24 protein-coding genes and 1 tRNA gene are annotated in these 26,262 nt (G+C 32.6%); 10 read left to right on the top strand and 15 right to left on the bottom strand.

Annotation, left to right across the window (positions count from 1 at the left end):
- Positions 1–99 precede the first annotated feature (99 nt).
- From HHX25_RS13620 to HHX25_RS13595, 6 genes are all read right to left on the bottom strand, one after another.
- Positions 100–387 (bottom strand): Sec-independent protein translocase subunit TatA/TatB, encoded by a 288-nt coding sequence (locus HHX25_RS13620; protein WP_169674539.1) that lies wholly within the window; start codon positions 385–387, stop codon positions 100–102.
- A gap of 74 nt (positions 388–461) precedes the next feature.
- On the bottom strand, positions 462–2,720 hold the full coding sequence (locus HHX25_RS13615; RefSeq protein WP_169674536.1) for a M1 family metallopeptidase: 2,259 nt from the start codon (positions 2,718–2,720) through the stop codon (positions 462–464).
- Between the two features lie 122 nt (positions 2,721–2,842).
- Positions 2,843–3,346 carry a DUF6702 family protein gene (locus HHX25_RS13610; RefSeq protein ID WP_169674533.1) on the bottom strand — a complete coding sequence of 168 codons (504 nt, stop codon included), beginning with the start codon at positions 3,344–3,346 and terminating at the stop codon, positions 2,843–2,845.
- Between the two features lie 93 nt (positions 3,347–3,439).
- The gene (locus HHX25_RS13605; RefSeq protein WP_169674530.1) at positions 3,440–4,240 is read right to left on the bottom strand and encodes a hypothetical protein; all 801 of its coding nucleotides are present in this window, start codon (positions 4,238–4,240) and stop codon (positions 3,440–3,442) included.
- Positions 4,227–5,039 carry a carboxypeptidase-like regulatory domain-containing protein gene (locus HHX25_RS13600; RefSeq protein ID WP_169674527.1) on the bottom strand — a complete coding sequence of 271 codons (813 nt, stop codon included), beginning with the start codon at positions 5,037–5,039 and terminating at the stop codon, positions 4,227–4,229. The genes HHX25_RS13605 and HHX25_RS13600 overlap by 14 nt, the downstream gene beginning before the upstream one ends.
- A 108-nt stretch (positions 5,040–5,147) precedes the next feature.
- Positions 5,148–5,957, bottom strand: a complete 810-nt coding sequence (locus HHX25_RS13595; protein ID WP_169674524.1) for a carboxypeptidase-like regulatory domain-containing protein — start codon at positions 5,955–5,957, stop codon at positions 5,148–5,150.
- Between the two features lie 124 nt (positions 5,958–6,081).
- On the opposite strand from HHX25_RS13595, the gene pepE reads away from it, so the two are divergent.
- Complete coding sequence (gene pepE / locus HHX25_RS13590; protein WP_169674521.1) at positions 6,082–6,789, top strand: dipeptidase PepE; 708 nt, start codon at positions 6,082–6,084, stop codon at positions 6,787–6,789.
- A gap of 233 nt (positions 6,790–7,022) precedes the next feature.
- On the opposite strand, the gene HHX25_RS13585 is transcribed toward pepE, so the two are convergent.
- Positions 7,023–7,095: transfer RNA gene (locus HHX25_RS13585), tRNA-Gly, on the bottom strand.
- A 50-nt stretch (positions 7,096–7,145) separates the two neighbouring features.
- Positions 7,146–7,562 carry a GNAT family N-acetyltransferase gene (locus tag HHX25_RS13580; protein ID WP_317169090.1) on the bottom strand — a complete coding sequence of 139 codons (417 nt, stop codon included), beginning with the start codon at positions 7,560–7,562 and terminating at the stop codon, positions 7,146–7,148.
- A 192-nt stretch (positions 7,563–7,754) separates the two neighbouring features.
- Between HHX25_RS13580 and HHX25_RS13575 the strand changes: the two genes are divergently transcribed.
- Positions 7,755–8,522, top strand: coding sequence for a M48 family metalloprotease (locus HHX25_RS13575; protein WP_169674514.1), 768 nt, complete (start codon positions 7,755–7,757; stop codon positions 8,520–8,522).
- Between the two features lie 68 nt (positions 8,523–8,590).
- On the opposite strand, the gene HHX25_RS13570 is transcribed toward HHX25_RS13575, so the two are convergent.
- Positions 8,591–8,998: an ankyrin repeat domain-containing protein gene (locus tag HHX25_RS13570; protein WP_169674511.1), complete on the bottom strand. Its 408-nt coding sequence runs from the start codon at positions 8,996–8,998 to the stop codon at positions 8,591–8,593.
- 250 nt (positions 8,999–9,248) lie between these two features.
- On the opposite strand from HHX25_RS13570, the gene gpmI reads away from it, so the two are divergent.
- Entirely contained in the window at positions 9,249–10,766 is a 1,518-nt protein-coding gene (gene gpmI, locus HHX25_RS13565) for a 2,3-bisphosphoglycerate-independent phosphoglycerate mutase (protein ID WP_169674508.1), read from the top strand.
- 56 nt (positions 10,767–10,822) lie between these two features.
- On the top strand, positions 10,823–11,227 hold the full coding sequence (locus HHX25_RS13560; RefSeq protein WP_169674505.1) for a BT0820 family HAD-type phosphatase: 405 nt from the start codon (positions 10,823–10,825) through the stop codon (positions 11,225–11,227).
- Between the two features lie 7 nt (positions 11,228–11,234).
- On the opposite strand, the gene HHX25_RS13555 is transcribed toward HHX25_RS13560, so the two are convergent.
- Positions 11,235–12,500: an acetyl-CoA hydrolase/transferase family protein gene (locus HHX25_RS13555; RefSeq protein WP_169674502.1), complete on the bottom strand. Its 1,266-nt coding sequence runs from the start codon at positions 12,498–12,500 to the stop codon at positions 11,235–11,237.
- Between the two features lie 121 nt (positions 12,501–12,621).
- Here HHX25_RS13555 and map point away from each other — a divergent pair, with 121 nt between their 5' ends.
- The 4 genes from map (at position 12,622) to HHX25_RS13535 (ending at position 15,076) form a co-directional block, all read left to right on the top strand.
- Positions 12,622–13,440 carry a type I methionyl aminopeptidase gene (map, locus tag HHX25_RS13550; RefSeq protein WP_169674498.1) on the top strand — a complete coding sequence of 273 codons (819 nt, stop codon included), beginning with the start codon at positions 12,622–12,624 and terminating at the stop codon, positions 13,438–13,440.
- 65 nt (positions 13,441–13,505) lie between these two features.
- Positions 13,506–13,880: a GxxExxY protein gene (locus HHX25_RS13545; protein WP_169674494.1), complete on the top strand. Its 375-nt coding sequence runs from the start codon at positions 13,506–13,508 to the stop codon at positions 13,878–13,880.
- Between the two features lie 51 nt (positions 13,881–13,931).
- Positions 13,932–14,699, top strand: a complete 768-nt coding sequence (locus tag HHX25_RS13540) for a class I SAM-dependent methyltransferase (RefSeq protein ID WP_169674491.1) — start codon at positions 13,932–13,934, stop codon at positions 14,697–14,699.
- A 5-nt stretch (positions 14,700–14,704) separates the two neighbouring features.
- A complete protein-coding gene (locus HHX25_RS13535) occupies positions 14,705–15,076 on the top strand; it encodes a DUF423 domain-containing protein (protein ID WP_169674488.1) in 372 nt (123 codons plus the stop codon).
- A gap of 44 nt (positions 15,077–15,120) precedes the next feature.
- Here HHX25_RS13535 and HHX25_RS13530 read toward each other — a convergent pair whose 3' ends face one another.
- The 3 genes from HHX25_RS13530 to HHX25_RS13520 form a co-directional block, all read right to left on the bottom strand.
- A complete protein-coding gene (locus HHX25_RS13530; protein WP_169674485.1) occupies positions 15,121–15,573 on the bottom strand; it encodes a hypothetical protein in 453 nt (150 codons plus the stop codon).
- Between the two features lie 147 nt (positions 15,574–15,720).
- Positions 15,721–16,728, bottom strand: a complete 1,008-nt coding sequence (locus HHX25_RS13525; RefSeq protein ID WP_169674481.1) for a hypothetical protein — start codon at positions 16,726–16,728, stop codon at positions 15,721–15,723.
- An 87-nt stretch (positions 16,729–16,815) separates the two neighbouring features.
- Positions 16,816–19,602 (bottom strand): SBBP repeat-containing protein, encoded by a 2,787-nt coding sequence (locus HHX25_RS13520; RefSeq protein WP_169674478.1) that lies wholly within the window; start codon positions 19,600–19,602, stop codon positions 16,816–16,818.
- Positions 19,603–19,829: 227 nt separating this feature from the next.
- Between HHX25_RS13520 and HHX25_RS13515 the strand changes: the two genes are divergently transcribed.
- Positions 19,830–22,328: a TonB-dependent receptor gene (locus HHX25_RS13515; RefSeq protein ID WP_169674475.1), complete on the top strand. Its 2,499-nt coding sequence runs from the start codon at positions 19,830–19,832 to the stop codon at positions 22,326–22,328.
- A 58-nt stretch (positions 22,329–22,386) separates the two neighbouring features.
- Positions 22,387–24,588, top strand: a complete 2,202-nt coding sequence (locus HHX25_RS13510; RefSeq protein WP_169674471.1) for a response regulator — start codon at positions 22,387–22,389, stop codon at positions 24,586–24,588.
- On the opposite strand, the gene HHX25_RS13505 is transcribed toward HHX25_RS13510, so the two are convergent.
- A complete protein-coding gene (locus HHX25_RS13505) occupies positions 24,585–25,562 on the bottom strand; it encodes an FAD:protein FMN transferase (RefSeq protein ID WP_169674468.1) in 978 nt (325 codons plus the stop codon). The two genes, HHX25_RS13510 and HHX25_RS13505, sit on opposite strands and share 4 nt — an antisense overlap.
- The gene (locus HHX25_RS13500) at positions 25,563–25,940 is read right to left on the bottom strand and encodes a Na(+)-translocating NADH-quinone reductase subunit F (protein ID WP_169674465.1); all 378 of its coding nucleotides are present in this window, start codon (positions 25,938–25,940) and stop codon (positions 25,563–25,565) included.
- Between the last annotated feature and the right edge of the window lie 322 nt (positions 25,941–26,262).

The raw sequence follows: 26,262 nt of genomic DNA, 5'->3' as shown, positions 1-26,262 counted from the left end.
GCAATATATTTTTCAATACGCGAGAAAATGAAAATACTCGTTGAAAACCCTAATTTAAACGTTAACAGGTATATAGTAAAGGTAAAACTTACATAAAGATTAGAATTTACGTTTTACAGAACCCGTAAAATCCTCTAAGTCATCTTTAACTTTGTTGAGCTCTTTTTTAACGTCGTCTGTAATGCTCGTATCGATTCCATTTTTTTCGGCTGTTTTGGTAATTTCATGCTTAATATCGTTTGTAGCGTCTTTAAGGGTACGCATGCCTTTACCTAAACCGCGAGCAATTTCTGGTAACTTATCTGCACCAAAAACCATGATAACAATAAATAGTATAAATGCTATTTCTGCACCACTAATAAATAAAAATGTAGCTTGTTGTATCACAACGCAAATATAGTGAGTGTTTTGTTAGAATAAAAAAAGCCGATTATAAAAATCGGCTTTTAATTCAAATATTTTTATCCTTTAACCTTTTCTTTAAATTGGTCAAAATCACTTTGCTGTACTTTTTTGGGCCATGAATTGTTTGATGTATCCACATCGGCAGTCTCTAAATCAGGATCTATTTCCAAATTAGTAATCGCTTTTTGGGTTTTAAAAACTTTTTTTACTTCATTTTCATTATACCTCCATATTTGTGCTGGGAATGTTTTTCTCTCTTTTGTGCCATCTTCATAAGTTAATTCCAAAATTATAGGCATTACCAACCCACCTGGTTTTTCAAAAGTTACTTCATAAAAATATTTTGGTGCATCACCTAACCGCGATTTTTCTTCATCATCTAAACTATTTAAATGCTCATTTAAAACATCAAAATCTGAAGGGTTCTTGGCATCCTGTGGAATGACTCCTTCTTTGGCTTCTGCATAATAAATCAGCTTGCCTTTATAATCATCTAGATTAAAATTATTTAGTTTAGCAACTTCCTTCGCTTTTTCAGTTGGCTTATCAGTTAAATAGTAACTCTTAACCTGTTTAACGCCAATATCGGTATAGTCTGTAGTATAAAACCATCCTCTCCAAAACCAATCCAAATCCATGGCAGAGGCATCTTCCATGCTTCTAAAAAAATCTGCTGGTGTTGGGTGTTTAAACATCCATCTTTTTGAGTATGTCCTAAAAGCATAATCAAATAATTCTGGTCCCATAATAGTATGCCTTAACATATATAGTCCTGCTGCTGGTTTCGCATAAGCATTAGGTCCAAATTGATGTACATAATCTCCTTGGGACATAATTGGAGAAATATAGCTCTGGTCTCCTCCCATATACGGCACCATATCTTTAGGTAAATTACCTGTTATGAAATTAGGATCATAATCTAATTCTGCCAATGTTTCCACAAATGAGTTTAATCCTTCATCCATCCATGTCCATTGACGTTCATCACTATTAACGATCATTGGAAAAAAGTTATGACCGACTTCATGGGTGATCACACCTATCATACCTCTTTTAAGCCGCTCTGAATAAGTTCCATCAGGATTTGGCCTTCCATAGTTAAAACAAATCATAGGATATTCCATTCCCATCTGTGCATGTACAGAGACCGCCTTATTATAAGGATAATCAAAAGTAAGTTTAGAATATTCTTCTAATGTATTTGCCACAACTCTTGTTGAATGTTCTTCCCAAAGTGGATTTCCCTCTTTTGAGTACAACGAAATTGCCATGACAGTTTTTCCATTGATATCTACCGCCATGGCATCCCATAAAAACTTCCTAGAAGTAGCAAAAGCAAAATCCCTGACATTTTTGGCCTTAAAATGCCATGTTTTCGTTTTTGAACTTCTTTCTTTTTCTGCTTTTTCAGCTTCTTCTTGTGTGACAATAAATACTGGATCCTTGAATGATTTTTTAGCCAACTCAAAACGTTTAAGTTGTTCTTTTGTTAATACATCTTTTTCATTTTGTAATACTCCAGTTGCTTCTAATTTATGATCTGCTGGTACTGTTAGTTTAACATCAAAATCCCCAAATTCCAGAGCAAATTCACTACGTCCCCAAAATTGCATATTTTGCCAGCCTTCAACATTATCGTAAACACAGAGTCTGGGATAGAACTGCGCAATGACATAGGTACTGTTTCCATCTGGAAATGCCTCGTAACCAGACCGCCCACCATCAAGAATATGATTATTGACATTATACCACCACTTAATTTGAAACTTAAACACGCCTCCCGGAGCTAATGGTTTAGACAAATTAATTCGCATCATGGTTTGATTTATCATAAAAGGCAAATCTGTACCATCAGCATTTTTTACATAATCGATATTAAAACCACCATCAAAAGGCTTCTTTAAATTTGCTTTCGTAAAGCTTTTTGGGCCATTTAGAGGACTATCAAAAGATTCCGTTGCGATATCTGGGGTTTTGGAATCTTTAGCTCTCATATTTTGGTCAAGCTGCACCCATAAATACTCCAAATAATCTTTGGAATTGTTATGATATGTTATTTTTTCGTTTCCATAAATCTGATTTTTAGATTCATCTAAACGAATATCCATTATATAATCGACTTTTTGTTGTGTGTATTGGTGACCAGGTGCACCAGAAGCTGTTCTGGTGTCGTTTGGTGTAGGCAACACATCTTTCATTTGCCTAAATTTGTTCTGGTCTGTGTGACCTTGGGGTTTTGCCTTTTCTTGTTCTTGTGCAAAAATACTGGTCGAAACAAAAGCCAAAGAAAGGAAATAGTACTTGAGTTTTTTCATTGTCAATTTTTATATTTTGTTTAATGAATTTAGTGATTAAGCAATAATTATTGATTTTTTATCACAAAAAACATTCGAAAATAATGAATTCTAAAACGTTTTAACTCAGTTTTAACTTACTTTTAATTAAACTTTAACAATGTATTGTCCTTTTCTGGAATATGTATGAAACTTTTTTGTTTGGAGTAAATTTTTGTCTTTACTATATTTTGTTGCTCTTTGAATAAATCGAATAATACTTTATTGGTAATTTCAAAAGATTCAATGCTGTGAATACCTTCTATTTCTAAATAGCAGCGCATAATATCCTGATCGTATTTTTTTCCTATAAAATTAAGATGGGCTTCTTCATTGTTAATCTTGACTTTTATGCTTTCCTTTAAATAACTATCAATGTAGTTATCTATAGTTTTTGGTTCATCTTCTATGGCCAATGTAATAGATTCATCATAGCGATGACGTAATAAATTTTCAAAATCGTCAATAAAAATCCTTGTCGTTATTTGTACCGATTGCTTCTCTTCTATAAAATTAATTTGAGTAACACTGACATAATACTTATGCAGGCTTGTAAATGCAAATAGCGGAATTACTAAAAAAAATAAAAATGTTTTAATAAATTTCATCTAAATATTTTTTGCTAAGGTAATTATTTTAGCACCATGAGTTTGTCCCTAATTGTTATTAAATCATGTTTCAAAAAGTATTCCAAAAGGAGATTAGTCGTTTGCAATCTCTAAATTTTCAGTATACTGTTTGTACTTATGCCTTAAAAAAATTAGTATTTTAAAATCGGTTTCGTTTTTGCAATACTTGATAAAATTTTCATCATCAGCACAGAAATAGAAAAAATCCATTCTTAAGTCTTCATCCAATGGGTTTGAAGCAAAAAAATCTTTTGACAATCTCGTTTTTATGGTGTTTATCAACGATTCTTTTCTTTCAATCATGACGCGGTTTTTTAACATTTTTGTTCGCCCCGAAATACCATTTAATATAGGGTTTAAAGGCACACCTCCTCCCAACAGCCCTAATAACATTTGCGGTTTAAACACACCCGCTTCGCTTAAACGCCGTTCACTTTGTGTAGCTATTCTACCTGTATAACCTGGTATGCCTACGTCATAAAAATTAATAGGAGGATCACCTTCTACATTAGCTATATCTTTAAGTAAATCTCCTGTTAGGACCTTCCCCACAACAACTTCATCTAGTTCGTTAATTTGTTCATCTAATTTTACCAGAAGTATTTTAGTTGAAATAATATTACTCGAAATAACAACTTCCTTAAATTGATGTTGGACAGATGAAAATACCAAAGAATCATTTAAAGCAACATTAATTCTAAACTCGCCTGTTTTATTTGTTATGGTAAAAACCTGAGCTGTTTTGTTAATGACATGAATATTCTCTATTCCAGAATTACTTTGAACCTTTCCAAATATTTCAACAGATTGAGATAAAATTGTTTGAAAAGGAAACAAAACAAATATTACTATAAAACCCTTAATTTTTAACATCTTGAAGTTTTAAAAACGATTCACTCTGTTTTATTAAAAACTCAATAAGCCGCATTTCATTTTCACGCTTAAATAGCTCTGGAGCTATCCCCCTTTCTTCCGCAAAAGCAACAAAGGTAACAACATGTGCTAATGGGATACTAAAAGTTTTGCTTATATACTTGCGACTATAAACGTCTAATAACTTTTTTACTTCTGCCCTATCTTTTACTTGTCCTTTAGGTCGATCTATTTTAATAGATAGGTCTCTTTTAAATAATAATTCAATAATTTTTACAGCATCAGGAAGATAATTACGTGCTTCAGGATTAATTACAGATTTTAAATGATTTTCAACAACATCGTTATCAAATGCTTTGACATCGTTATATTCAAAAACGGCATCCATATTCCCCATATCGATACGTATAGGGTCAACAGTTTTTACATTTGCGACATCTGTTAATATATTACCTGTAAGACCAGACGAAAGCGTTACTGCATCTAATTGGTTAACTTGCTCTACCAATTGTATTTTTAACTGCTTTGTTTTAACAACGTCTTCATCTATAGTAACTGAAACGGTTTGAAATTGTAAAGCTGAAATTTCAATGACATCGCGCAACGTCACTTTAATAACGAATTCGCCCTTTTCATTAGTGATCGCACCTTTATTAGATGACGTATTGAAAATTGTTACTGCTTCAACATCATTACTAGAGGAAAGAATAATCCCTTTTACTTTTACCCTGCTAATTGACTGTCCGTCTACGCAAAGTGATAAAAAAAGGAATACAAAAGCAGTTAATACACGTTTCAAGTTGGTCAAATTTAAGTATAAAGAACGCCTTTCAAATCTTAAATAAATTGAAAAACCATTTTAAACTTTTGTTAAAACATACTTAAAACTTAAAAAGTGTTATTGAACTTACTGTTTTTTCTCATTCAAGCTTAAAAAGTCAACGCTTTTTTTATTCAATAATTCAAGAAATTCCATTTCTTTTCCATAGTTGAGTAGTGAAAAATCAAAGTCTTTACTTTCAACAAACCTTATAAACTCTTCCACGCGATGGCTTGGGATATTAAAATTATCAGTTAAGAACTCCGATCCAAAATAATACTTTATTGATTCAACAGGGACATCTGGAATACCAGATTTCTTTTTATCAGTAACTTCAGATCTAAACAACGGCAGTAATAATTGATCAACTACATTTACTATATTAAGTCCGTTAATCATGGTTTGATTCTCGGAATTCAATGTGATGTTCTTGGCCTTAGACTTGTAATCATCCTTAAAATTGAAATCATCACTATGTTTAATTCCGAAATACAGTGCATCTAATTTAGGTCTAAAAATATCGGTATTTTCTATATCTGTTTTTAAATTTCCCGACAATCCTTTTGTCGACACAACAATCTCTTCCAACTTATAAACTTCTTCAATTAAAAAAAGCTTCATTGTTTTAGACTGCATAATAGCTTCATTAATTTTAAAATTAAGATTTTGATATTGCAATGCGCTCACCTCAATTAAATCATCTAAACCGACCTTCAATTTAAATTCTCCATTTTCATTAGTAACAGTTCCTTTGTTTGATGACACATTAAAAATGGTTATACCAGAAATATCACTGCTTTCAACTATTATTTTTCCGTTAACCTTTACACGTTTAATGTTTTGAGACAAAACGTGTATTGTGGATAGTAGCGCAAAAAAGAAAATGGTTTTTTTCATATTATTTTTTTTATTAAAATAACATTTTTATTAGACTTTTCAATACCTAAACCCATAAAAATTTCTTATACATAATATTAATATTAATTGTATAATGGTTAGTTTTACTTTGAAAATGTTTATTATGAAAAATATAATAATTGCGAGTACTTCAACAATTCACGGAAGTGGTTATTTAGATTATATTTTAGATAATCTATCTACTTTTTTTAAAGGGATTGAAGAGATATTGTTTATTCCTTATGCCAGACCAAGTGGTATATCCCACGATGACTATACTAGAACAGTACGTGTTGCCTTTTATAAAATCAATAAAAATGTGACTGGTATCCACACCTATAAAAACCCTGTAGAAGCTGTTAAAAAAGCCAAGGCTATTTTTATTGGAGGTGGCAATACATTTGTTTTAACCAACCAGCTTTACAAAAACGATTTAATAGTCCCCTTGCAATCAGCCATAAAAAAAGGAACACCATATTTAGGAACTAGTGCTGGCAGTAATATTTGTGGGCTAACTATAAAAACAACTAACGATATGCCTATCGTGTACCCTCCCAGTTTTAAAGCCTTAGGTTTTGTTCCTTTTAATATTAACCCACATTATTTAGACCCAGATAAAAACAGTAAGCATATGGGTGAAACCCGAGAAACCAGAATAAAAGAATTTCATAATTTTAATACTCAACCCGTTATCGGCTTACGGGAAGGGAGCTGGCTAGAAGTAAACAATAATTCTATTATATTGAAGGGAGCTTTAACTGCACGTGTTTTTGAATACAACAAACTTCCCTATGAAGTAGATTCTGGAACAGATCTAAGCCATTTGAAATAAAAGGACAGTAGACCAAGTTCCTTTCGACTACGCTCAAGATAAACTTCTCACCTTAGGGTAATAACATCGATGAAATATTAGGTATAAAAAAAGCCTCGTATTTATATGAAGCTTTTAGAGCGGGAGACCAGGTTCCTTTCGACTACGCTCAAGATAAACTTCTCACCTTAGGGTAATAACATCGATAAAATATTAGGCATAAAAAAAGCCTCATATTTATATGAAGCTTTTAGAGCGGGAGACCAGGTTCGAACTGGCGACATTCAGCTTGGAAGGCTGACGCTCTACCAACTGAGCTACTCCCGCGTTTTATGGTGCAAATATATACAAACTGTTAACTTATTTGCAAGAAAAAGTTATATCTTTTTTAAAAAATGATATCCTAAAATTTTAAAACCTTCATTAAAATAAAACTTATGTGACGGAGCATTAGTTACATAGGTATTCAATTCTACAGCCTCATATCCCTTTGCTTTAATATAATTATAAATCCATTCAAAAAACTGTTTTCCTAACCCCATACCTCTATAGCCATCATCAATATAAACATGATCTGGCTCTACACTTCTTCCTGAATAGTGTCTGGTACAAAACCATAAACCCGTAACACCTATTAACTTATCACCATTATATATTACTGCACATTCATAATTTTGAGTAACCATTTCGGAAAAACGCTGTTCTAAAACTTCATAAGAAATTTTATTGTTATTTAGTTTTTGTACTAAAGGAATCACAGTATTTATATTTTCTTTTTCTATAATTTTAAACATGAAAGCCATCTAATAGTTTTTTATAAATGAATGCTCAAAATTAATTTTATTTCTATAATTACTCCAGTGACTTTTAATAAAGTTTAGTGTCTAATAACTAGTTGATTTTATACTTAGACTTATAATAATTTTTAAATGAGTTGACTTAGTGCTTAAAAATTTTATATTTTTAATTGCAATAAACTTAAAAAGATGAGAGGAAAAAATCTTAAAGTCCGTTTACTAATAGGTGCAGCCATTGCCTTGTTCTTTGTTATTAAAAGGTGTAGTCAACGAGAAGTGAATCCATATACAGGGAGGACACAAACTATATCTATGACGCCAGATAAGGAAATTGCTATTGGCTTACAAAGCGCGCCTCAAATGAAGCAACAACATGGTGGTCTACATCCCAATAATCAATATCAGGCTATGGTTGATAACGTTGGCAATAAATTGGTTAATAACAGCATCGCCAAAGAAACGCCTTATCAATACGAATTTCATTTATTAGCAGACCCAAACACTATTAATGCTTTTGCATTACCTGGAGGACAAGTATTTATAACCCATGCTTTATTTTCTAAACTAAAAAACGAAGACCAATTAGCTGGAGTTTTAGGTCATGAAATTGGTCATGTTCTAGGCCGTCATAGCGCAGAAAGAATAGCAGAAAGTGAATATTGGCAAGGTTTGGCAACAGCAGGCTCGGTTGGAGCTGATATGGGTGGCTTAGTAAGTGGTATTGGTCGAAACACGTTGCTCACCAATGGAAGGGATGATGAATTGGAAAGTGATGAGCTTGGTGTGCTTTTTATGATTAAGGCTGGTTATAATCCTGAAGAAATGATTGGTGTTATGGAAATTTTAAAAGCCGCTGCTGGTCCTAATCGTGTTCCAGAATTCCAAAGTACACATCCAGACCCCGATAACAGAATTGAAAAAATTCAAGAGGCTATAGAAAAATACAGAAATCAATAAAACAAAAAAGCCTTGAAAATCAAGGCTTTTTAAGAGTGACTAACTCAAAATAACTATTTATTCTATAATTATTTTTTCCTTTTTGCTTTTACTTTCGCTAACGCATCTTTTATAATTGCAGCAGCGTCTGTGGCTCCGTGCAATTCAGCATATTTCAGTGCTGTCATTTTTTTAGCAGATTTTGCTTTTAAGTTAGCTCCTTTAGCTATTAAAAGTTTTAAAATATCTGTTCTGTTAAATTTGGCAGCATACATGATTGGGGTCATTCCATTAGACATTTCATTTACATCTGCTCCTCTGTCAATAAGTTTCTTAACAGTTTCTAAATCTCCTTTAGCAATTGAAACACAAAATGAGTTCACTTTAAATTCAAACTCAACAGGCGTCATATTAATGTTTTCTGTAGCAGTTTTAGCATTGACAGTTACCAGAGAGAAACACAATGCAATGGCGGTAATAATGACTGATTTTTTCATGATGAAAGATTTAATTTGATTTATGATTTTTCGTTTTTTGATATATTAAAGAGACGATATTAATTTTAAACTGTTACACAAAAAACAATAAATAACACATTTTTAACTTTTTTTTCACAAATAATTAACTGAATGATTCTTTTTTTATAAACCTCGAAAAAGCCCTGAAAACTCTAGTATTTGAAAGGTTATTTGTGTATTCTTTTATTTAACTTCTTTATCTTTGCTTCTTATTAAAATTTTAACAAAAATGAACAAGAAAGTTATCTTAATGATACTTGATGGCTGGGGGAATTCCCCAGACCCTAAAGTTTCTGCTATCGATCATGCAAATACATCTTATATAGATTCACTTTACAAAAAATACCCGTTTGCTACCTTAAGAACTGATGGTTTACACGTTGGTTTACCAGAAGGCCAAATGGGAAATAGTGAAGTGGGACATATGAATCTTGGTGCAGGACGTATTGTTTACCAGGATTTGGTAAAAGTTAACTTGGCTGTTAAAAACAAAACATTAAATAACGAAAAAGTATTGGTAGACGCATTTAATTACGCCAAAACCAATAATAAAGATGTTCATTTTTTAGGGTTATTAAGTGATGGTGGAGTGCATTCTCATATTAATCATTTATTTGAACTATTGGAAGCTGCTAACGATTTTGGCTTAACCCAAACCTTTGTCCATGCATTTACAGATGGCCGTGATGTAGATCCAAAATCGGGTTATGGTTTTCTTACCGAACTGGAAAGTCATTTAGAGAAAACAAATAGCAAATTAGCAACTGTTACTGGCCGTTACTATGCTATGGATAGAGACAAGCGTTGGGAGCGTGTAAAATTAGCTTATGATGCTATGGTTAATGGTCATGGGGAAAAATCTACTAATGTTACAGAGACTGTTCAAAAAAGCTATAATAATGATATTACCGATGAGTTTATCAAACCAATAATTATGGTTGATGAAGCTGGTAACCCTCAAACTAAAATCAAGGAGGGTGACGTCGTTATCTTTTTTAACTTTAGAACAGATCGTGGAAGGGAACTAACTGAAGCTTTATCGCAAACCGATTTTCATGAACAAAACATGCACAAATTGAATTTGCATTATGTAACACTTACAAATTATGATGAAACATATAAAAATGTAAATGTTATATTCAATAAAGAGAATTTATCTGAAACACTAGGTGAAGTTTTAGAAAAAAATAACAAAAAGCAAATTCGTATCGCTGAAACAGAAAAATATCCGCATGTAACATTCTTTTTCTCGGGGGGACGCGAAGAACCTTTTAATGGAGAAACACGTATTTTAAGAAACTCTCCAAAAGTAGCTACATACGACTTGAAACCTGAAATGAGTGCTTATGAACTACGTGATGCTTTGATTCCTGAGCTTGAAAAAGGTGAGGTTGATTTTGTTTGTTTAAACTTTGCTAATGGTGATATGGTAGGACATACAGGAGTTATGGAAGCTGCCATAAAAGCTTGTGAAGCAGTAGATAAATGTGTCGAAGATGTTATCACAACAGCTTTAGAAAATGGTTATTCTACATTGCTTATAGCCGATCATGGAAATTGTGAAACCATGATAAACCCTGACGGTTCACCAAATACAGCACATACTACAAACCCTGTTCCTGTTATTTTAATCGATAAGGAATTAAAGACTATTGAAGATGGTATTTTAGGCGATATGGCACCTACTATTTTAAAGCTAATGGGGGTTGAACAGCCAGAATCTATGACGCAACATGCTCTGGTATAAATAAACAAAAAATAAATTGTTGTACTTTTGTTGTAAACCCAAGTTTATAGCTTAAAATGAATTTTAACAACCAACTCGTTATTGCAATAGATTTTGATGGAACTATTGTTGAAGACGCATATCCTAAAATAGGGAAGCCCATCCTATTTGCTTTTGAAACTTTAAAAAAGCTACAAGACGATGGGCACCGACTTATTTTGTGGACTTACAGATCTGGTGAACGATTAAATCAAGCCGTTAAATTTTGTGAAGATCATGGTATCCATTTCTATGCTGTAAATAATAGTTTCCCAGAAGAAGAGTATACCAATGATGTAAGCAGAAAGATTAATGCCGATTTATTTATTGACGATAGAAATATAGGCGGTTTTTTAGGCTGGGGAGAAATATACCAAATACTCACAAACACAAAACCTCCTGAAATTCCCAAAAAAAAGGGCTTTCTTAGTTTTCTTAAATAGTGTGTTATTAAATTAATTGATAATACGTTTTATCGATTGACGCTCTATGGTCTGGGTGAGCAATATCCACCAAAGCTTTAACGCGTTCTTTTATTGTTTTACCATATAAATTAGCTATGCCATATTCGGTAACAACATGATGCACATGTGCTCTTGTTGTAACCACGCCAGCCCCTGGTTTTAAAGACGGAACTATTCTACTAATACCTTTCTTTGTAATCGAGGGCAAGGCTATAATAGCTTTCCCTTCATGGCTTAATGATGCGCCTCTAATATAATCCATTTGCCCACCTACACCAGAATACATTTTAGCTCCAATAGAGTCAGCACATACTTGTCCTGTTAAATCTACCTCAATAGCAGAGTTAATAGCTACCATTCTAGGGTTTTGTTTAATAATAGACACATCATTTACATAATCTGAAGCACGCATTTCTACAAACGGATTATCATCAACATAATCATACAACCGTTTAGACCCTATTAAAAATGTAGCTAGCGCTCGCCCTGGATTTACCCCTTTAAAATTTCCATTAATCACGTCATTCATAATAAGATCAATAACCCCATCAGAAAACATTTCAGTATGTAAACCTAAATCCTTATGGTTAGTTAAACGAGATAATACCGCATTGGGAATAGTGCCTATTCCCATTTGTAAAGTGCTCTTGTCTTCAATTAAACTTGCAACATAGTCACCTATTTTATTTTCAATAACCGATGGGTTTCCATAAGCATGAGCAGGTATGGGAACATTACATTCAACAAATAAATCTATTTCTGTGCTATGGATAATACCATCTCCATGTGTTCTTGGCATTTGTTCGTTTATCTGGGCAATAACAATTTTGGCGTTATCTATGGCTGCCAAGGTAGCTTCTACCGAAACCCCTAATGAACAATAGCCATGCTTATCTGGAACAGACACATGAATTAATGCAACGTCTAATGGTAAAATATTCCGCTTAAACAATAATGGCAGCTCACTTAGAAAAACGGGTGTGTAAGAGCCGTTACCAGAGGTTAATGTATGACGTACATTATCTCCTATAAAAAATGAGTTAACATGAAAGCTGTCGCTAAGCTCAGGATTGGCATAACCTGCCTTTCCTTCAACATGTAAATGGCAAACCTCAACATTTCTTAATTCCTCGTGCCGCTCTGTCATGGCATTCATTAATAACTGTGGAGCTGCCGCGGCTGCCTGAATATAAACCCGATGGTTGCTTTTAATCACCTTAACAGCCTCTTCAGCACTAACAACTTTATACATTTTATTTCATTTTAGTATATAAATTTATTCATTTACAGCCTTTTAAAAAATGTCAAAAGTCATATTAGCAAAAAAATATTAATACTTAATTTTAAGTATCTTTGCCATTATTTTTTTAGACATGATTGTAGTAAAAACAAAAGAAGAAATTGAATTGATGCGCAAAAGTGCATTGATAGTTTCCAAAACGCTTGGCATGCTTGCCAAAGAAGTTAAGGAAGGCGTTACCACTATGCAGCTTGATAAACTTGCTGAAGAATTTATAAGAGATCAAGGTGCTTTACCAGGTTTTTTAGGGTTATACGACTGCCCATCAACTTTGCTTTGTAGCGTAAACGAAGCTGTGGTGCATGGTTTACCTACAAATACCCCTTTAAAAAATGGTGATATTGTCTCTATTGACTGTGGCGCGTTAATGAACGAGTTTTACGGAGATCATGCGTATACTTTTGAAATTGGTGATGTAGATCCTGAAACAAAAAAGCTTATACAGGTAACCAAAGAATCGCTTTATATTGGTATTAGAGAATTCAAAGCAAATAATCGCGTGGGCGATGTTGGTTATGCTATACAAAAACATTGCGAAAGCCACGGTTATGGTGTCGTTAGAGAATTGGTTGGTCATGGATTAGGCAGAAAGATGCATGAAGATCCAGAAATGCCAAATTATGGTCGTAGAGGTCGTGGTAAAAAATTTGTTGAGGGTATGGTAGTAGCCATAGAGCCTATGATAAATGGAGGCACTCATAAAGTAAGACAATTAAAAGACGGTTGGACTATTGTTACGCAAGATGGGAAACCTAGTGTGCATTTTGAACATGACGTGGCACTTGTAGACGGAAAACCCGAAATACTATCTACGTTTGCTTATGTACATGAAGCCTTAGGTATTGAGAGTAAGGAAGAGGATGAGTTCCGTCAGAAGGCTTTAGTAATTTAGTTTTTTGACACTAATTTCACGAATTTTCACGAATCTTATCCTATACTTAATAATCCAATATTTTAATGACTCAAATTATCCATAAAGATGAAGCCTATAAAATAATTGGCATTTGTATGGAAGTGCATAATCAATTAGGAAAAGGTTTTAATGAGGTTGTTTATGCTGATGCATTAGAAATTGAATTTATAGACAATGGAATAGATTATTCAAGAGAAAAAAAATTCGATATAAATTATAAAGGCAACATCTTACCGCACAAATACAAAGCAGATTTCATTATTTTCGATAAAATTGTCTTAGAAATAAAAGCTATTGGGTGCCTCTCCCCCGCTAACGTAAAACAAACATTAAATTATCTGGCTGTTTCAAAACTGAAACTCGGTATTCTTATTAATTTTGGAGAAGACAGCTTAAAATATAAAAGAATTGTACTATAATCATTCGTGAAAATTCGTGAAATTCGTGTCAAAAAAATTCAGTGAAATATCTTGAAAAAAGCCTTCAAAATTATATTAAACACTATCCCAAGACCTTTACTCATCAGGTTAAGCTATATTATCCGTCCTGTTTTAGCATTCTTTTTAAAAGGTAATACATATACCGACCCTATAGACAACAAGGGGTTCAAAAGCTTTTTACCTTATGGTTATGGTAAACAACGCAATAATGTACTATCCCCTTCTACATTATCTTTAGAACGTCATCGGTTACTATGGCTATACTTACAAAACGAAACTGATTTCTTTACAGCCACAAAAAAAGTGCTACACTTCGCTCCAGAACAGGCATTTTGTAAACGCTTTAGAAAGATGAAAAATCTTGATTATGTAACAACCGATTTAAATTCTCCTTTGGCAGATGTAAAAGCCGATATTTGTAGCTTGCCATTTAAAAATGATGAATTCGATATTATTTTTTGTAATCATGTTTTAGAACATATTCCAGACGATACAAAAGCCATGCAAGAACTGTATCGAGTTTTAAAAGTTGGCGGCATGGGTATTTTTCAAATTCCGCAAGACTTAGCAAGAGAAAAAACATTTGAGGATAACACTATTACAGATAAAAAAGAGCGTGCAAAAATATTTGGGCAGTATGATCACGTACGTGTATACGGTCGCGACTATTTTGATAAACTCCGCAGTATTGGTTTTAAGGTTGAAGAAGTTGATTATACCTCAACACTTTCTGAAGCTGACGTAAAAAAATATTGCTTAGCACCTGGTGAAATCATTCCAGTGGTTTTTAAAAATTAGTACTTATGACGCAACAAATTGTTATTACTACGGCTTCTGTATTTGGTATGCTATCTGTTATTTTTGGTGCTTTCGGTGCCCATTTGCTTAAGAAAGTTCTATCAGATGAACAACTAAAGAGTTTTGAAACAGGGGTGAAATATCAAATGTATCATGCTATTGTTTTGCTTATCCTAGGATTTAATTCCAACACTATAACATCTTCTATTTATTGGTGTTTCACGATAGGGATTCTTTTATTTTCTTTTAGTATTTACGGATTGATTTTATCCAGTGCCAAAGGAAAGAAACTTCGGTTTCTAGGACCTATAACTCCTCTAGGTGGTTTACTTTTGGTGATGGGCTGGTTTTTATTACTTGTTAATTTTTGGCAGTAATTTAAGCCCAGATAAAGATAAACTTTAGAATAAAATAAGCTTTTTCACTTTTTTGAAAGACTAATAGCATAAGCTTTTATTTTTTCCTTAGTCATACTTTTGACTAGCCCCTTATTTTTACTGTAGAAGTTACTAAATGAAAAATCGTTCCATACACCGTTACCAAGCTTATTTTTGACCAATACAATTATAAAGCTTTCTTCATCATAACCAATAACGTACAATCCCAAATTATTAAGAAATACACGTACACCAAGTTTTTTACTGGCCTCTGGTTGATAGGTATAAATTGCTGGAATACATTTTTCACAGGCCGCTATAGCCAATAATTTTACTCCATTATTCTCACCAAATTGGAATAACTTTGTTTTAGTTTCGCTACCCTGCTCAGCAAATAATAAGTGATAAGTTCCATTTATACTTTGATCTGGCAACTTTTCTTGTGAGAAGCCAACACTACTACTACAAACCAACCATACTAAAATAATTTGCTTCATTTTTATAAACATAATTTTAATTGAGTTATTCAAACTAATCTAGGTTTTGAGTACTCCCAGAAGTTTTTCTTCCAGGAGCTATCTCAATAATTAAATACAATAAACTCCTCAGTTCTTGCTTTAACATGTTTAACCTTGTGAAATGTTCTAATTCACTGTTATGGTCTGACCACAACTTTGATTAGCACTGGCAATTTTTGTCGCATTAGCCGCAGACGAATTACCGTTAAAACTATAGTATTGATTTTTTTTACAACTAAATGTGCCATTTCCACTAATTGAAACACGAGATCCGTTGCTTGACCCTTCGGCATAGATGTAGATATCTTTTCCTGAATTGTTTCTTATGGTAACTCGATTTTCAAGATCGCTTTGAGCAAAACTCTGGTTGCGCTCTTTAATACGTCTGTATTCATCTGAGTTTCTCCAATCTGCTCTTTGCTTATTAATAGCATCAATTGTTAATTTTCGTATGCTTTCGGTATTTTCAACAATAGCCGCGTTTTGTGGTTTTTTCATCCATTGGTCATATACCGTCTGTTGTTTTTCAAATGCGTTATCTAAATATTTCTGAAGAGTTTCATGCGGCTGCATCGCTTTCATTTTTTTAGGAGAACGCATGACTTCTTTCATCTTTTTTAAACCGCCCATCTTTTTTGTTTGATGCTCTAAAACGGAAACCAGTTTATAATTATCTTTGTCTTTCCAATCTTTTATGGCGTAAATCTTACCTTCGAGAAAAACAAGACGGTTTCCATCCGTTAGACGATTAATTCGAGGGGCAAATCCTATTTCATCCTGCATGTCCTTATTGCCTTCAAATACCTTTTGAACATAGGTTATGGGAAACGCTTCATTATCTGGTAAAAACATAGTTTCTTTATGTCTCTCAGGGTGATCTGCACTGCCTGCAAAGACCATATAAACTTCTTTATGTGCTCCAGGTTGAATTCTATAATCTTGTAATTTCGTTAATTTATATATGAGCTTATCCAGCCCGCCTTCATATTCACTCGATCCATTTTGTTTCGTAAAATAAGCGATATATTCTCCCTTATTAATCAGGTCTAGTTGTTCGGTTTGATGCTTAATTTCATTTTGAGCAATTCCTCCCAGCCCTAGTAATACAAATAATAGTAATAATTTTGTTTTCATAATATAATGGGTTAAATTTTTAGATTAGTAAATTAAAAGCCGAGCTCGCCATAAGGCTCACCCGACCTGCTATTTAATCATTGGGATTTAATTTTTTATAAAGCGTTTTACACCTACTTTACCCGAGTTCGTATATATTTTTAGCAGATATAGTCCTGTTGAAAGGTTTGATACGTCCACTTGCTTTTTATGGTTCTCCATTACCTTTTGCCCTCGCACAGTATACACTTCTATTCTTTCTAAACCTTCTTCTAACTGCACTATTAAAATACTTGTTACTGGGTTAGGATACATGGTAATGTTTTCTAGTACATAGTCATCCAAGCCCAAAGTACAACTTGTACTAAAATTGGTTTGACTACCTGCAGCCCAAGTGGAAGGAACTGTAAAACCATTGTCTATAGTAACACAAGTCAAGTTTGGATTAATATGAGCATTAAATCGATTCGGTCCCGTCATATTATTATTATTGCCGTTTGCTACATTTAATGATGTTAATTGATTATCAGCACAATTTAACGTAACCAATGTGGGATTCAATGACACATCTAAACTTGTTAATTGATTTTCAAAACAGCGTAAAAATTGTAATGCCGCATTGTTTGACACATCCAAACTTGTTAATTGATTCTTACTACAATCTAAGTTAAACAAACTCGAAGCTCCATTCGTATTTATAGTTGTAAGCGCATTGTTTTGTGTAAATAATGTGCCTAGTGCTGTATTTGAAGAAATATCTAAAGATGCAATTTGATTGTTATAACACCATACCTCTGTAAGAGCTGTATTAGCAGAAATATCTAAAGCCGTTAATTGATTGTCATTACATATTAATTCTGTTAAAGCGGTAAAAGCCTCTATTCCTGTTAAATCGGAAATAGATCGACTAGAACAATTTATTCTTCCCGTAAAAGCACTGGCTTCACTGCACTGTATTTCCGAATCACCATTGGTATTTATTGAAGTGTTGCCTACTAAATAGCTTTTAAAGTTTGCATCTGGAATATTGACTGTACAAGGAAGCGGACAGTTGGTATTAAAACTGGTTTGAGCATCAATGCCAGACATCCAATTCGTATTACTATATGCTACATTATCTACTTGAATACATGTAAGATTAGGATTGTTACCCGCACTAAACCAGCCCGATCCCATATTAGTATTACCGCCGCTGGAAATATTTAATTCAACTAAATTATTATCATTGGCATTCATTTGATCTAATAAGGGATTTAATGTTAAATTTAGACTTGTTAATGAGTTACCATTACAAAACAACTTGGTAATATTAACAAAAGACTCTATACCAGTTAAATCTGAAATATTTCTATTCGCAACCGAAATCCATCCTGTATAAGCATTCGCTTCACTACACTGTATTTCTGTATCTCCATTGGTGTTTATGGCTGTATCACCTACTAAGTAGCTTTTAAAATTTGCATCTGGAATATTGACTGTACAATTTACAATCTCCAATTTATGAGTAAAAGCGTCGCGAGAAGTCATAGAAGATAAGTTTGCAACTCCTGTGCTTGGGTCGAAATCTACAGTACCTTCATAATAACCTGTGGTATAAATATTATTCCCCTTTACTTCGATAGCTAATGGTACATCATTTAAAACCTCTCCAACTCTTATTGCCCATTCGTAATCTCCTATTGCATCTAATTTTTGAATAAAAATATCCAAACTTCCAGCTGGAGTTAAATTTTCCGTACCTGCACCTGGATCGAAATCGCATGTGTCTCCAAAACTACCTGTTGTATAAACATTACCCGAATTATCTACAGCAATACCTCTACCTACATCACTACCAGCTCTACCCATATGTTTTGCCCATACAAAATCTCCAGCAGCGTCCAATTTTGTAACAAAAATATCATTTCCTCCTCCAAATGAAGACATATTGAATGTTCCTGTTCCTGGATTAAAATCTACCGTGGATTTAAAGTAACCTGTGGTATATACATTCTCTGATCCATCTACATCCATGGCTAAAGTATAAACCTGTCCAGATGAGCTTAAAAAAGCCTTTGCCCAGATAAAATTACCAGAGCTGTCTAATTTTTGAATAAATGCATTTCTACTACTTCCAGCACTTAAATTATATACCCCTGTAGTTGGATCTGGATCTGGATTAAAATCGACTGTTCCATCAAAATACCCAGTAGTATATACATTACCCGATGTATCTGTTTTTATAGCCATACCTTCATCATTATTTCCTGCTCCCATGTTCACAGCCCAAACAAAATCTCCTGCTGCATTTAATTTCTGAATAAAAATATCTGATGTATTGGGATTTGTTCCATTAGCCGTTAAGTTTGTTGTACCAGCACCTGGATCGAAATCTACTGTACCTTTAAAGAAGCCTGTGGTGTAAACATTTCCTGCCCCATCGGCTGTTATTCCTCTTCCAAAATCTCCTGATGGACCATTGATCTGTCTTGCCCAAATAAAATCTCCATGGGTATCCAATTTTAAAATAAAGGCATTTTGATTTCTTGCGGATGCCGACATATTAAATACACCTGAGCCTGGGTCAAAATCTACTTGAAAATTGAAGTAGCCAGTAACTAATACATTGGCATTATTATCTAGTGCTAAAGCTAATGGTTGATCATCACCAGTACCATTTATGTATTTTATCCAAAGCTGTAGACCATTAGCATCTTGCTTTCTTATAAAAACACCTCTATCTGTTCCTGGTCCCGCTTGAGTTATTCCAATAGTGTATACATTATTTAATGCATCAATTTTTATAGACTTTCCTGAGTCTTCGTCTAATGTTGTTGCCCATACATGGTTTTGAGCGTTTGTAGTTCCAAATGTTACTAATACAATTATTAATAAACAAAGTAATGTTCTTTTCATAATTAGGTTAAATTTTAAGATTGTGGTACAAATCTATATGTAATAAAACCTCTATTTGCGCCATAAATAATACCATTTAAGTCAAGCCAACAACCATTTGAATCAAAAATTGACGATTTGAGTCATTTTTGATTCTTTATATTTTTTAATATTTACTTTTGGCAAAATTTCATGGATATTCCAATCTTACTTTATTCACAAAATCATAGCAATTGTTTTTAATTTACATGAAGAGAAATTACTTAGTCCTCATTTTATTTATTATTTCAGTAACAAGTCAGGCACAATCAAAAAGTATTATTGGAATCCTTTTTAACGAAACCAATACACCTATTAGGAATGTAAATGTGACACTTTTACCTACTAATAAAACAGTAAAAACAAACCATAGAGGCACTTTTATTTTTAATAATTTAGAAGAAGGGCATTATACCATTAATATCAATGCACCAGATTATATAACTCAAAACATAGAGCTTCTTTTAAAAAAGACAAAAGAAAACTTACAAATTAAATTGAAAAAAAAAGCTAACAAATTAAATGAGGTTTTGCTTATTGCCAGTACTAGTTTAACTAATTATAAGTCTAGCGCTATGAGTTTGCAATCTGGTGAATTTTTAAAAGCATTCGACCTTATACAATACGACCAAATTTCTGTTTTTGTGCCTGGATTACAATCGCAAACCATTAGCCCTAACAATTCCAATATTGTTATTCGTGGTATTGGAAACGAAAGTGCCGATTCTAGAATCCCTTCACGCGTTTCAATTTTTCAAGATCAAGTTCCTATAAGTAGTTTCAGTGGTGCTTCAGTAGCATTGTTTGATGTTGAAAGCATAGGTGTTTTTAAAGGCCCTCAGGTATCACTTTTTAATCGAGCAGTCCAAATAGGCGCGGTGAATATTACTTCGAATAAAGCAAAAAACGAGCATTCAGGTACGTTAAAACTAGGCACAGGAAACTACAATTTAGTCACTTTAGATGGTTATGCCAATACAATATTATTAAAAGATAAAATATTTGCGCGTGTATCAGGAATATACACTAAAAGAGACGGATACGTAGAAAATTTATCTGGCGGGCAGCTTAATGGCACAGAGACATTAGCTTTACGAAGTTCACTTCGTTTCCCTTTAAGAAAAGACAACTCGCATATAGATTTTAGTATTAATTGGCAAAATGATACACCTTCTGGAATTGGGTATAAAAGTGGCGTTTTAGCTCCTATGGATGGAGATACTCAAGCACATACATTTGCTGATTTAGATCGGGGCACTAACTTAGGTGTAAAAAGAACCATTTTGGGTATAACGGGATTAGCAAATTATAATATAAACCCCAATTGGGATGTGGAAATGAACCTATCTTATCGAAAATTTGATGTTAACGAAGCTTCCGATATTGATGGAACGGCTGCTCCAACATTATTTTTTAGAACCGAAGTAGAACAAGAACAAATAAATACGGGGATTAGGTTCAATTATGTTAATCAAAAAGTAAAGGCTTCTATAGGGGCAAATTATTTTCATGAAAATGGACAACAGCAACTCACTTTGGAAACTAATGAGAAAAGTGCTGCTATCCTTTTTACAAACCCAAGTCAACTAACTGTTAATGGGATTCCAACATTCATAACTCCAGATAATCCTTTATTTTTTTTATTAGGCCCGGGATCTTTTAATTCATTGAATGATTTTAATTCTGAAACGAGTTTTAATCGCGCACGTAATAATTCTGGAGATCTTTTTGGTGATTTATTTTATAGACTAGCTCCAAAGCTCACATTGAACTTTGGATTACGGGCCACTTGGGAAAATTTTAATTCGGGAGTAGAAATTTTTGAAGCTAAAAAACCTGCTATCTTAGGAAGTTTACTACCCGATAACGCCAGTCCTAATAACTTATTTGTTCCGACTAATGGTTTTATGAGCACTCATAAAAATTATATTTCGGCAGTAGGAGAATTGGGTGCAACTTATGAACTCAATAATAACATCACTATTTTTGGAATCATGTCGCGTGGCCGTAGGCCTCACGCTTTATTGATTACTGATAAAGGAGTAAATGAATTATCAGATGAAACCGTATGGTCTTATGAAGCCGGCGTAAAAACACTTTGGTTTACCAATAAGCTCCAAATAGATGCTAGTTTGTATCATTACAAATACAACAATTTTAGGACGCCTGTAACACAATTAAGCGAAGATGGTAATTTAAAAACTACTCCCGAAGATAGTGGACGTGCGACATCTATAGGTATTGAAACCTCAGTGTCATATTTCTGGGGCAAGAAAACGCATTTTTTTGCGAATTATGCCTACATAGATGCTTTTATTGATGACAATGACAAAAATGGCTACCCACAGCAATATGCTGGGAATAAGTTTATACTAACCCCCAAACACACTTATTCTCTAGGAATTAACTTCCAACAAGCACTTATTGATAATCTAGATTATTATATACGACCAAATTACAGTTATCAATCAAAAGTTTTTTTTGAGCCTGATAATAAATCTGAAATTTCGCAAAGCGGTTACGGACTATTAAACATTAAGGCTGGTTTTATTTTTTCTAAGAAATACGAACTAAACTTTTTTGCAACAAACTTATTTAACAAAAAATATATTATAGATGGCGGCAATACGGCTTCAGCTTTTCAAATACCTACTTTTGTTGCAGGATTACCGCGTTTTATAGGAACTCAAGTATTGGTGAAATTTTAATCTTTATAAAACTATTATTAATTTGAATTAAATTACCCTAAATAGTGAAGCTAATACAATGAAAAAACTAAAAAGCTGGTATGCTTCTTTTACAGACATTGGCCTAGACAATTGTGCTAATAAAAATGAACAAAAAAAAATACGCTTACTTAACATTTTTGTAATAATATGGTTTCATATTAGCTCACTTTTTATAGCACTAGACTTTTGGATAGAGCCTGAAGGAAAAAATATAGATATTTTAATTCACTGTATTTGTATTGCGATACTTTCCTCTATTTTATTTCTAAACAAAAAAGGTTATTCTTCTATAGGAAAGATTATTTTTATTCTTTTAGCCTATAGCACATTTTATACCCTATCTTTTGTTGTTACATTTAGCCAATATACAGTTTGCTATTTTTTGCTTTTACCATTAATAGTAATGAGTTTATATAAAAGTAATATCCCTTCATACATCATGTTAGCTATATGTATGGTTACTTTTAATTTGAATGATTTGATTAACGGTATTCAAAATGCCACTTCTGCTGTAGATATTCAAATGCTAAAAAGTATAAATATTATGTTTAATGGGAAAATAGAAAAAATGAGTGTTTACAGACTATTATTAATGCTAAAAGACCCTGTAGTAACGTCTTTGTTTTTTGCTTCATTTTATTTATTCCATTACTTTAAACGTTTGAATGAGAAAAACGAAATGCTTCTTGAAATTGAAAAAGACAAAGTGCTAAATGATAAAATTATACTTGAAAAACAACAAGAAGAACTTAAAGAACTCAACGAATTTAAATCTCATTTTTTTGTCAATTTATCTCATGAAATTAGAACACCATTAACTTTAATTAAGGCCTATGCTTCAAAAATTAACTTTAATTTGCCTAAAAAAGAAAATACGGAAAAACTCAACATTGTCAACGATCAGTTACTACAAATACAAGCCATTGTTGATAACATTATGGATTTAAGCAAGTTAGATGCCAATAAGTTAATACTTAACACTAAACCTGTTTCGCTATATACATTTTTAAAAAAGCATTATTCAAACTTTAAAGGTGCTTTCGAAAAAAAAGATATTCATTTTACATTAGAACTAAAATGTCCTGATTTATTTATTGACATTGATTATAAATTAATGTCTAGAGGCCTTAATAATTTACTTAACAACGCCTTAAAATTCACTTCAATAAATGGCAGCGTACAATTATTTACTAATAGTGATGTAAATGGTGTTGTTACTATAAGAGTCCAAGATAATGGCATTGGTATTCCCAAAACACATTTAAATAAAGTATTCGATCGTTTTTACCAACATAAAAACCATATCACTAAAAGTCAAGGCACTGGCGTTGGTTTGGCTTTCACAAAAAGTATTATTGAAGAACATGGTTTTAATATTGATGTAACTAGCACTCCAAACATAGCAACCGTTTTTAGTATTACAATTCCTAACGAAGCCACATCTGAGATTTCAAATAATGTTTTTAATGAAAATTACAAGTCAATTGAACCTTCAATAATAAACAAACAAAAACCCGTAATACTTATTGTAGATGACCATTCGCAAATGAGGAAATATATTAAGAGTCTTTTGACTGATTATGATCTTTTAGAAGCTGAACATGGTAAAGAAGCTATAAAAATTATTAATAAACACCAAGTAGATCTCATATTAACCGATTATATGATGCCTATAATGGATGGCTTAGAGTTGGTTAATCAATTAAAAAAAAGAGCCTCTAAAACGCCTGTTATTGTTATCACAGCAAGATCGGACGATCAAGGGAAACTAAGTATGTTACGCTTAGGTATTGATGGCTATTTAACCAAGCCTTTTTTAGAAGAAGAACTACTGTTTTCTGTAAAGAAATATTTGGATTCTTATAAAATTATTAAAGAGACAGAATTGACACAAACTTCTGAAGAAGAAATCTTTCAGAAAAAATCGAATGCATTCATAAAACAACTAACTAGTATTATTAATGAAAATTTACATGATAAAACTTTTGGAGTAGATTATTTAGCAGATTTATTAAATACCTCTAAAAGTTCTTTAAACCGTAAAACAAAACTTGTGTTTGGACAATCACCTAATCAAATTATAATGGAAGCACGATTACAAAAAGCGAAACAGTTACTAGAAGAAGATCCATTTATATTAAAAAACCAACTGACTCATGCTGTAGGGATGTCTAACTCCACCTATTTTTATAAGAAGTTTGAAGAACGATTTGGTGTTACTAATAAATCCTATTTCTAATTCTCTGGAAACCCATTCAAAGCCAAAGTTTCCAACTCCTTTTTATCATTCTCAAAAATCAGAAATACTTTAAGTTCTGGATGTGATTTTAAAAAAGTTTTCACTTTTTCAATTCCCATAGATTTGAATGCAGTTGCATAAGCATCAGCAGTCATACAATCTTTTGCTATTACAGAAATGCTTAGCAAATTTGTTTTACTAGGATACCCCGTTTTTGTATCAATAATATGAGCGTACCTATTGCCACTTTCATCTATTTTAAATTTCCTGTACGTTCCAGAAGTGGCCATGGCTTCATTAGTTAAAATAAGCGTTCTGGAAAGGGACTGGGTACCATCAAAATTAGGGTTTTCAACACCTACTGTCCAACCAGTGTTTTTCTCAACATTAATCCCTTTGGCATGAAGTTCGCCTCCTATATTAACGAGATAGTTTTTAATATTTTTATCATCTAAGAATGTTGCAATGACATCTACTGCATAACCTTTCGCTATCGCATTAAAATCTAAAAAAGCACTTTCAGGTTTGGTAATCGTATTATCGGTTCTAATAACCTTACTAAAACCGACCGTAAACATTAAACTATCAATTTTCAAACTATCTAAGTTTTCAATTTTACCTTCAGGGCCAAAATCCCAGGCATTTACAACAGCGCCAATAGTGGGGTCGAAAGCGCCTTCTGTTTCTTCATAAATTATTTTTGAAGCTTCGTATACTTTTACAAAATGGTCGTCTATTTTAACCTTTTCATTTCTGTTCAATTTGGAAATATCCGAATTTGCTTGATAAGTAGACATGGATTTGTTAATCACGTAAAACAAACTATCGAATTGCCTCTCGTAATCTATATTCGAGTTATAAGTTACTTCATAAAATGTTCCAAAAACACTTCCTGATAGTTTAGTATTTTTTAATTCCTTCTTACAAGAAATTAATAATAAAACGACTAGTAATATAGTTGTAACCTGCTTCATTTAGTTAAAATTCGTTTCTAAAACCTGTATCCCGTTATACTCTAGAAGATATTCCTCATTTAAAAAAATAGGGCCTTTTTCATCATTTATGTTACCTAATCCAACACCAGCATATAATACCTTAGCATTTTTATCGCGGGCATGCTTTTTAAATGATTCCATCCAAACAACATCATAATTATTAGGGTTATCTGGTAATATAACAGCTCTTACGATCACAAAATAATATTGTTTGTTTTTATCGATACAAACAAACTGAGGATGTTTTTTAAGTTTACTATTTACAGCTATAAATTCAAAACCACGTTGTTCCAAATCTTTACCAACATAGTTCATCGCTAAATTATGTAATTCTTGTTCAGTAAGCGGTTTACTCATAAGGCAAAATTAATATTAAATAATCAACTAACATCAGATTTAAAAATTTTTAAATTTAGAAACAATAAATTAGTTGTTTATGTACAATATTTTAGATTCACTAATCTTTAACTTCTAGAAAACTAAGATGAATCAACATCTTTTACGTAAGATTAAACATATGTATTTTAGTAAAAAATAAGATTTTACAACACAAAATATGCATTTCATCGATTATATATGCCTTTAATCCGCTTTGTTTAGAAAAAAAATTATATTTACCGCGTTATTAAATTAACCAAAAAAATAATAACACACTAACAAACCCAAATTCAGAATGAAT

Origin of the sequence: Flavivirga algicola, assembly GCF_012910715.1 — a bacterium.
Taxonomy (GTDB): Bacteria; Bacteroidota; Bacteroidia; order Flavobacteriales; family Flavobacteriaceae; genus Flavivirga; species Flavivirga algicola.
This window is presented reverse-complemented; position numbering and strand designations above follow the sequence as displayed.

Bases quoted from the DNA above. Each gene is read 5' to 3' on its own strand.
- HHX25_RS13615 (WP_169674536.1), bottom strand. From the start codon at position 2,720: ATGAAAAAACTCAAGTACTATTTCCTTTCTTTGGCTTTTGTTTCGACC.
- HHX25_RS13610 (WP_169674533.1), bottom strand. From the start codon at position 3,346: ATGAAATTTATTAAAACATTTTTATTTTTTTTAGTAATTCCGCTATTT.
- HHX25_RS13605 (WP_169674530.1), bottom strand. From the start codon at position 4,240: ATGTTAAAAATTAAGGGTTTTATAGTAATATTTGTTTTGTTTCCTTTT.
- HHX25_RS13595 (WP_169674524.1), bottom strand. From the start codon at position 5,957: ATGAAAAAAACCATTTTCTTTTTTGCGCTACTATCCACAATACACGTT.
- pepE (WP_169674521.1), top strand. From the start codon at position 6,082: ATGAAAAATATAATAATTGCGAGTACTTCAACAATTCACGGAAGTGGT.
- HHX25_RS13580 (WP_317169090.1), bottom strand. From the start codon at position 7,562: ATGTTTAAAATTATAGAAAAAGAAAATATAAATACTGTGATTCCTTTA.
- HHX25_RS13575 (WP_169674514.1), top strand. From the start codon at position 7,755: ATGAGAGGAAAAAATCTTAAAGTCCGTTTACTAATAGGTGCAGCCATT.
- HHX25_RS13570 (WP_169674511.1), bottom strand. From the start codon at position 8,998: ATGAAAAAATCAGTCATTATTACCGCCATTGCATTGTGTTTCTCTCTG.
- gpmI (WP_169674508.1), top strand. From the start codon at position 9,249: ATGAACAAGAAAGTTATCTTAATGATACTTGATGGCTGGGGGAATTCC.
- HHX25_RS13560 (WP_169674505.1), top strand. From the start codon at position 10,823: ATGAATTTTAACAACCAACTCGTTATTGCAATAGATTTTGATGGAACT.
- HHX25_RS13555 (WP_169674502.1), bottom strand. From the start codon at position 12,500: ATGTATAAAGTTGTTAGTGCTGAAGAGGCTGTTAAGGTGATTAAAAGC.
- map (WP_169674498.1), top strand. From the start codon at position 12,622: ATGATTGTAGTAAAAACAAAAGAAGAAATTGAATTGATGCGCAAAAGT.
- HHX25_RS13545 (WP_169674494.1), top strand. From the start codon at position 13,506: ATGACTCAAATTATCCATAAAGATGAAGCCTATAAAATAATTGGCATT.
- HHX25_RS13535 (WP_169674488.1), top strand. From the start codon at position 14,705: ATGACGCAACAAATTGTTATTACTACGGCTTCTGTATTTGGTATGCTA.
- HHX25_RS13530 (WP_169674485.1), bottom strand. From the start codon at position 15,573: ATGAAGCAAATTATTTTAGTATGGTTGGTTTGTAGTAGTAGTGTTGGC.
- HHX25_RS13525 (WP_169674481.1), bottom strand. From the start codon at position 16,728: ATGAAAACAAAATTATTACTATTATTTGTATTACTAGGGCTGGGAGGA.
- HHX25_RS13520 (WP_169674478.1), bottom strand. From the start codon at position 19,602: ATGAAAAGAACATTACTTTGTTTATTAATAATTGTATTAGTAACATTT.
- HHX25_RS13515 (WP_169674475.1), top strand. From the start codon at position 19,830: ATGAAGAGAAATTACTTAGTCCTCATTTTATTTATTATTTCAGTAACA.
- HHX25_RS13510 (WP_169674471.1), top strand. From the start codon at position 22,387: ATGAAAAAACTAAAAAGCTGGTATGCTTCTTTTACAGACATTGGCCTA.
- HHX25_RS13505 (WP_169674468.1), bottom strand. From the start codon at position 25,562: ATGAAGCAGGTTACAACTATATTACTAGTCGTTTTATTATTAATTTCT.
- HHX25_RS13500 (WP_169674465.1), bottom strand. From the start codon at position 25,940: ATGAGTAAACCGCTTACTGAACAAGAATTACATAATTTAGCGATGAAC.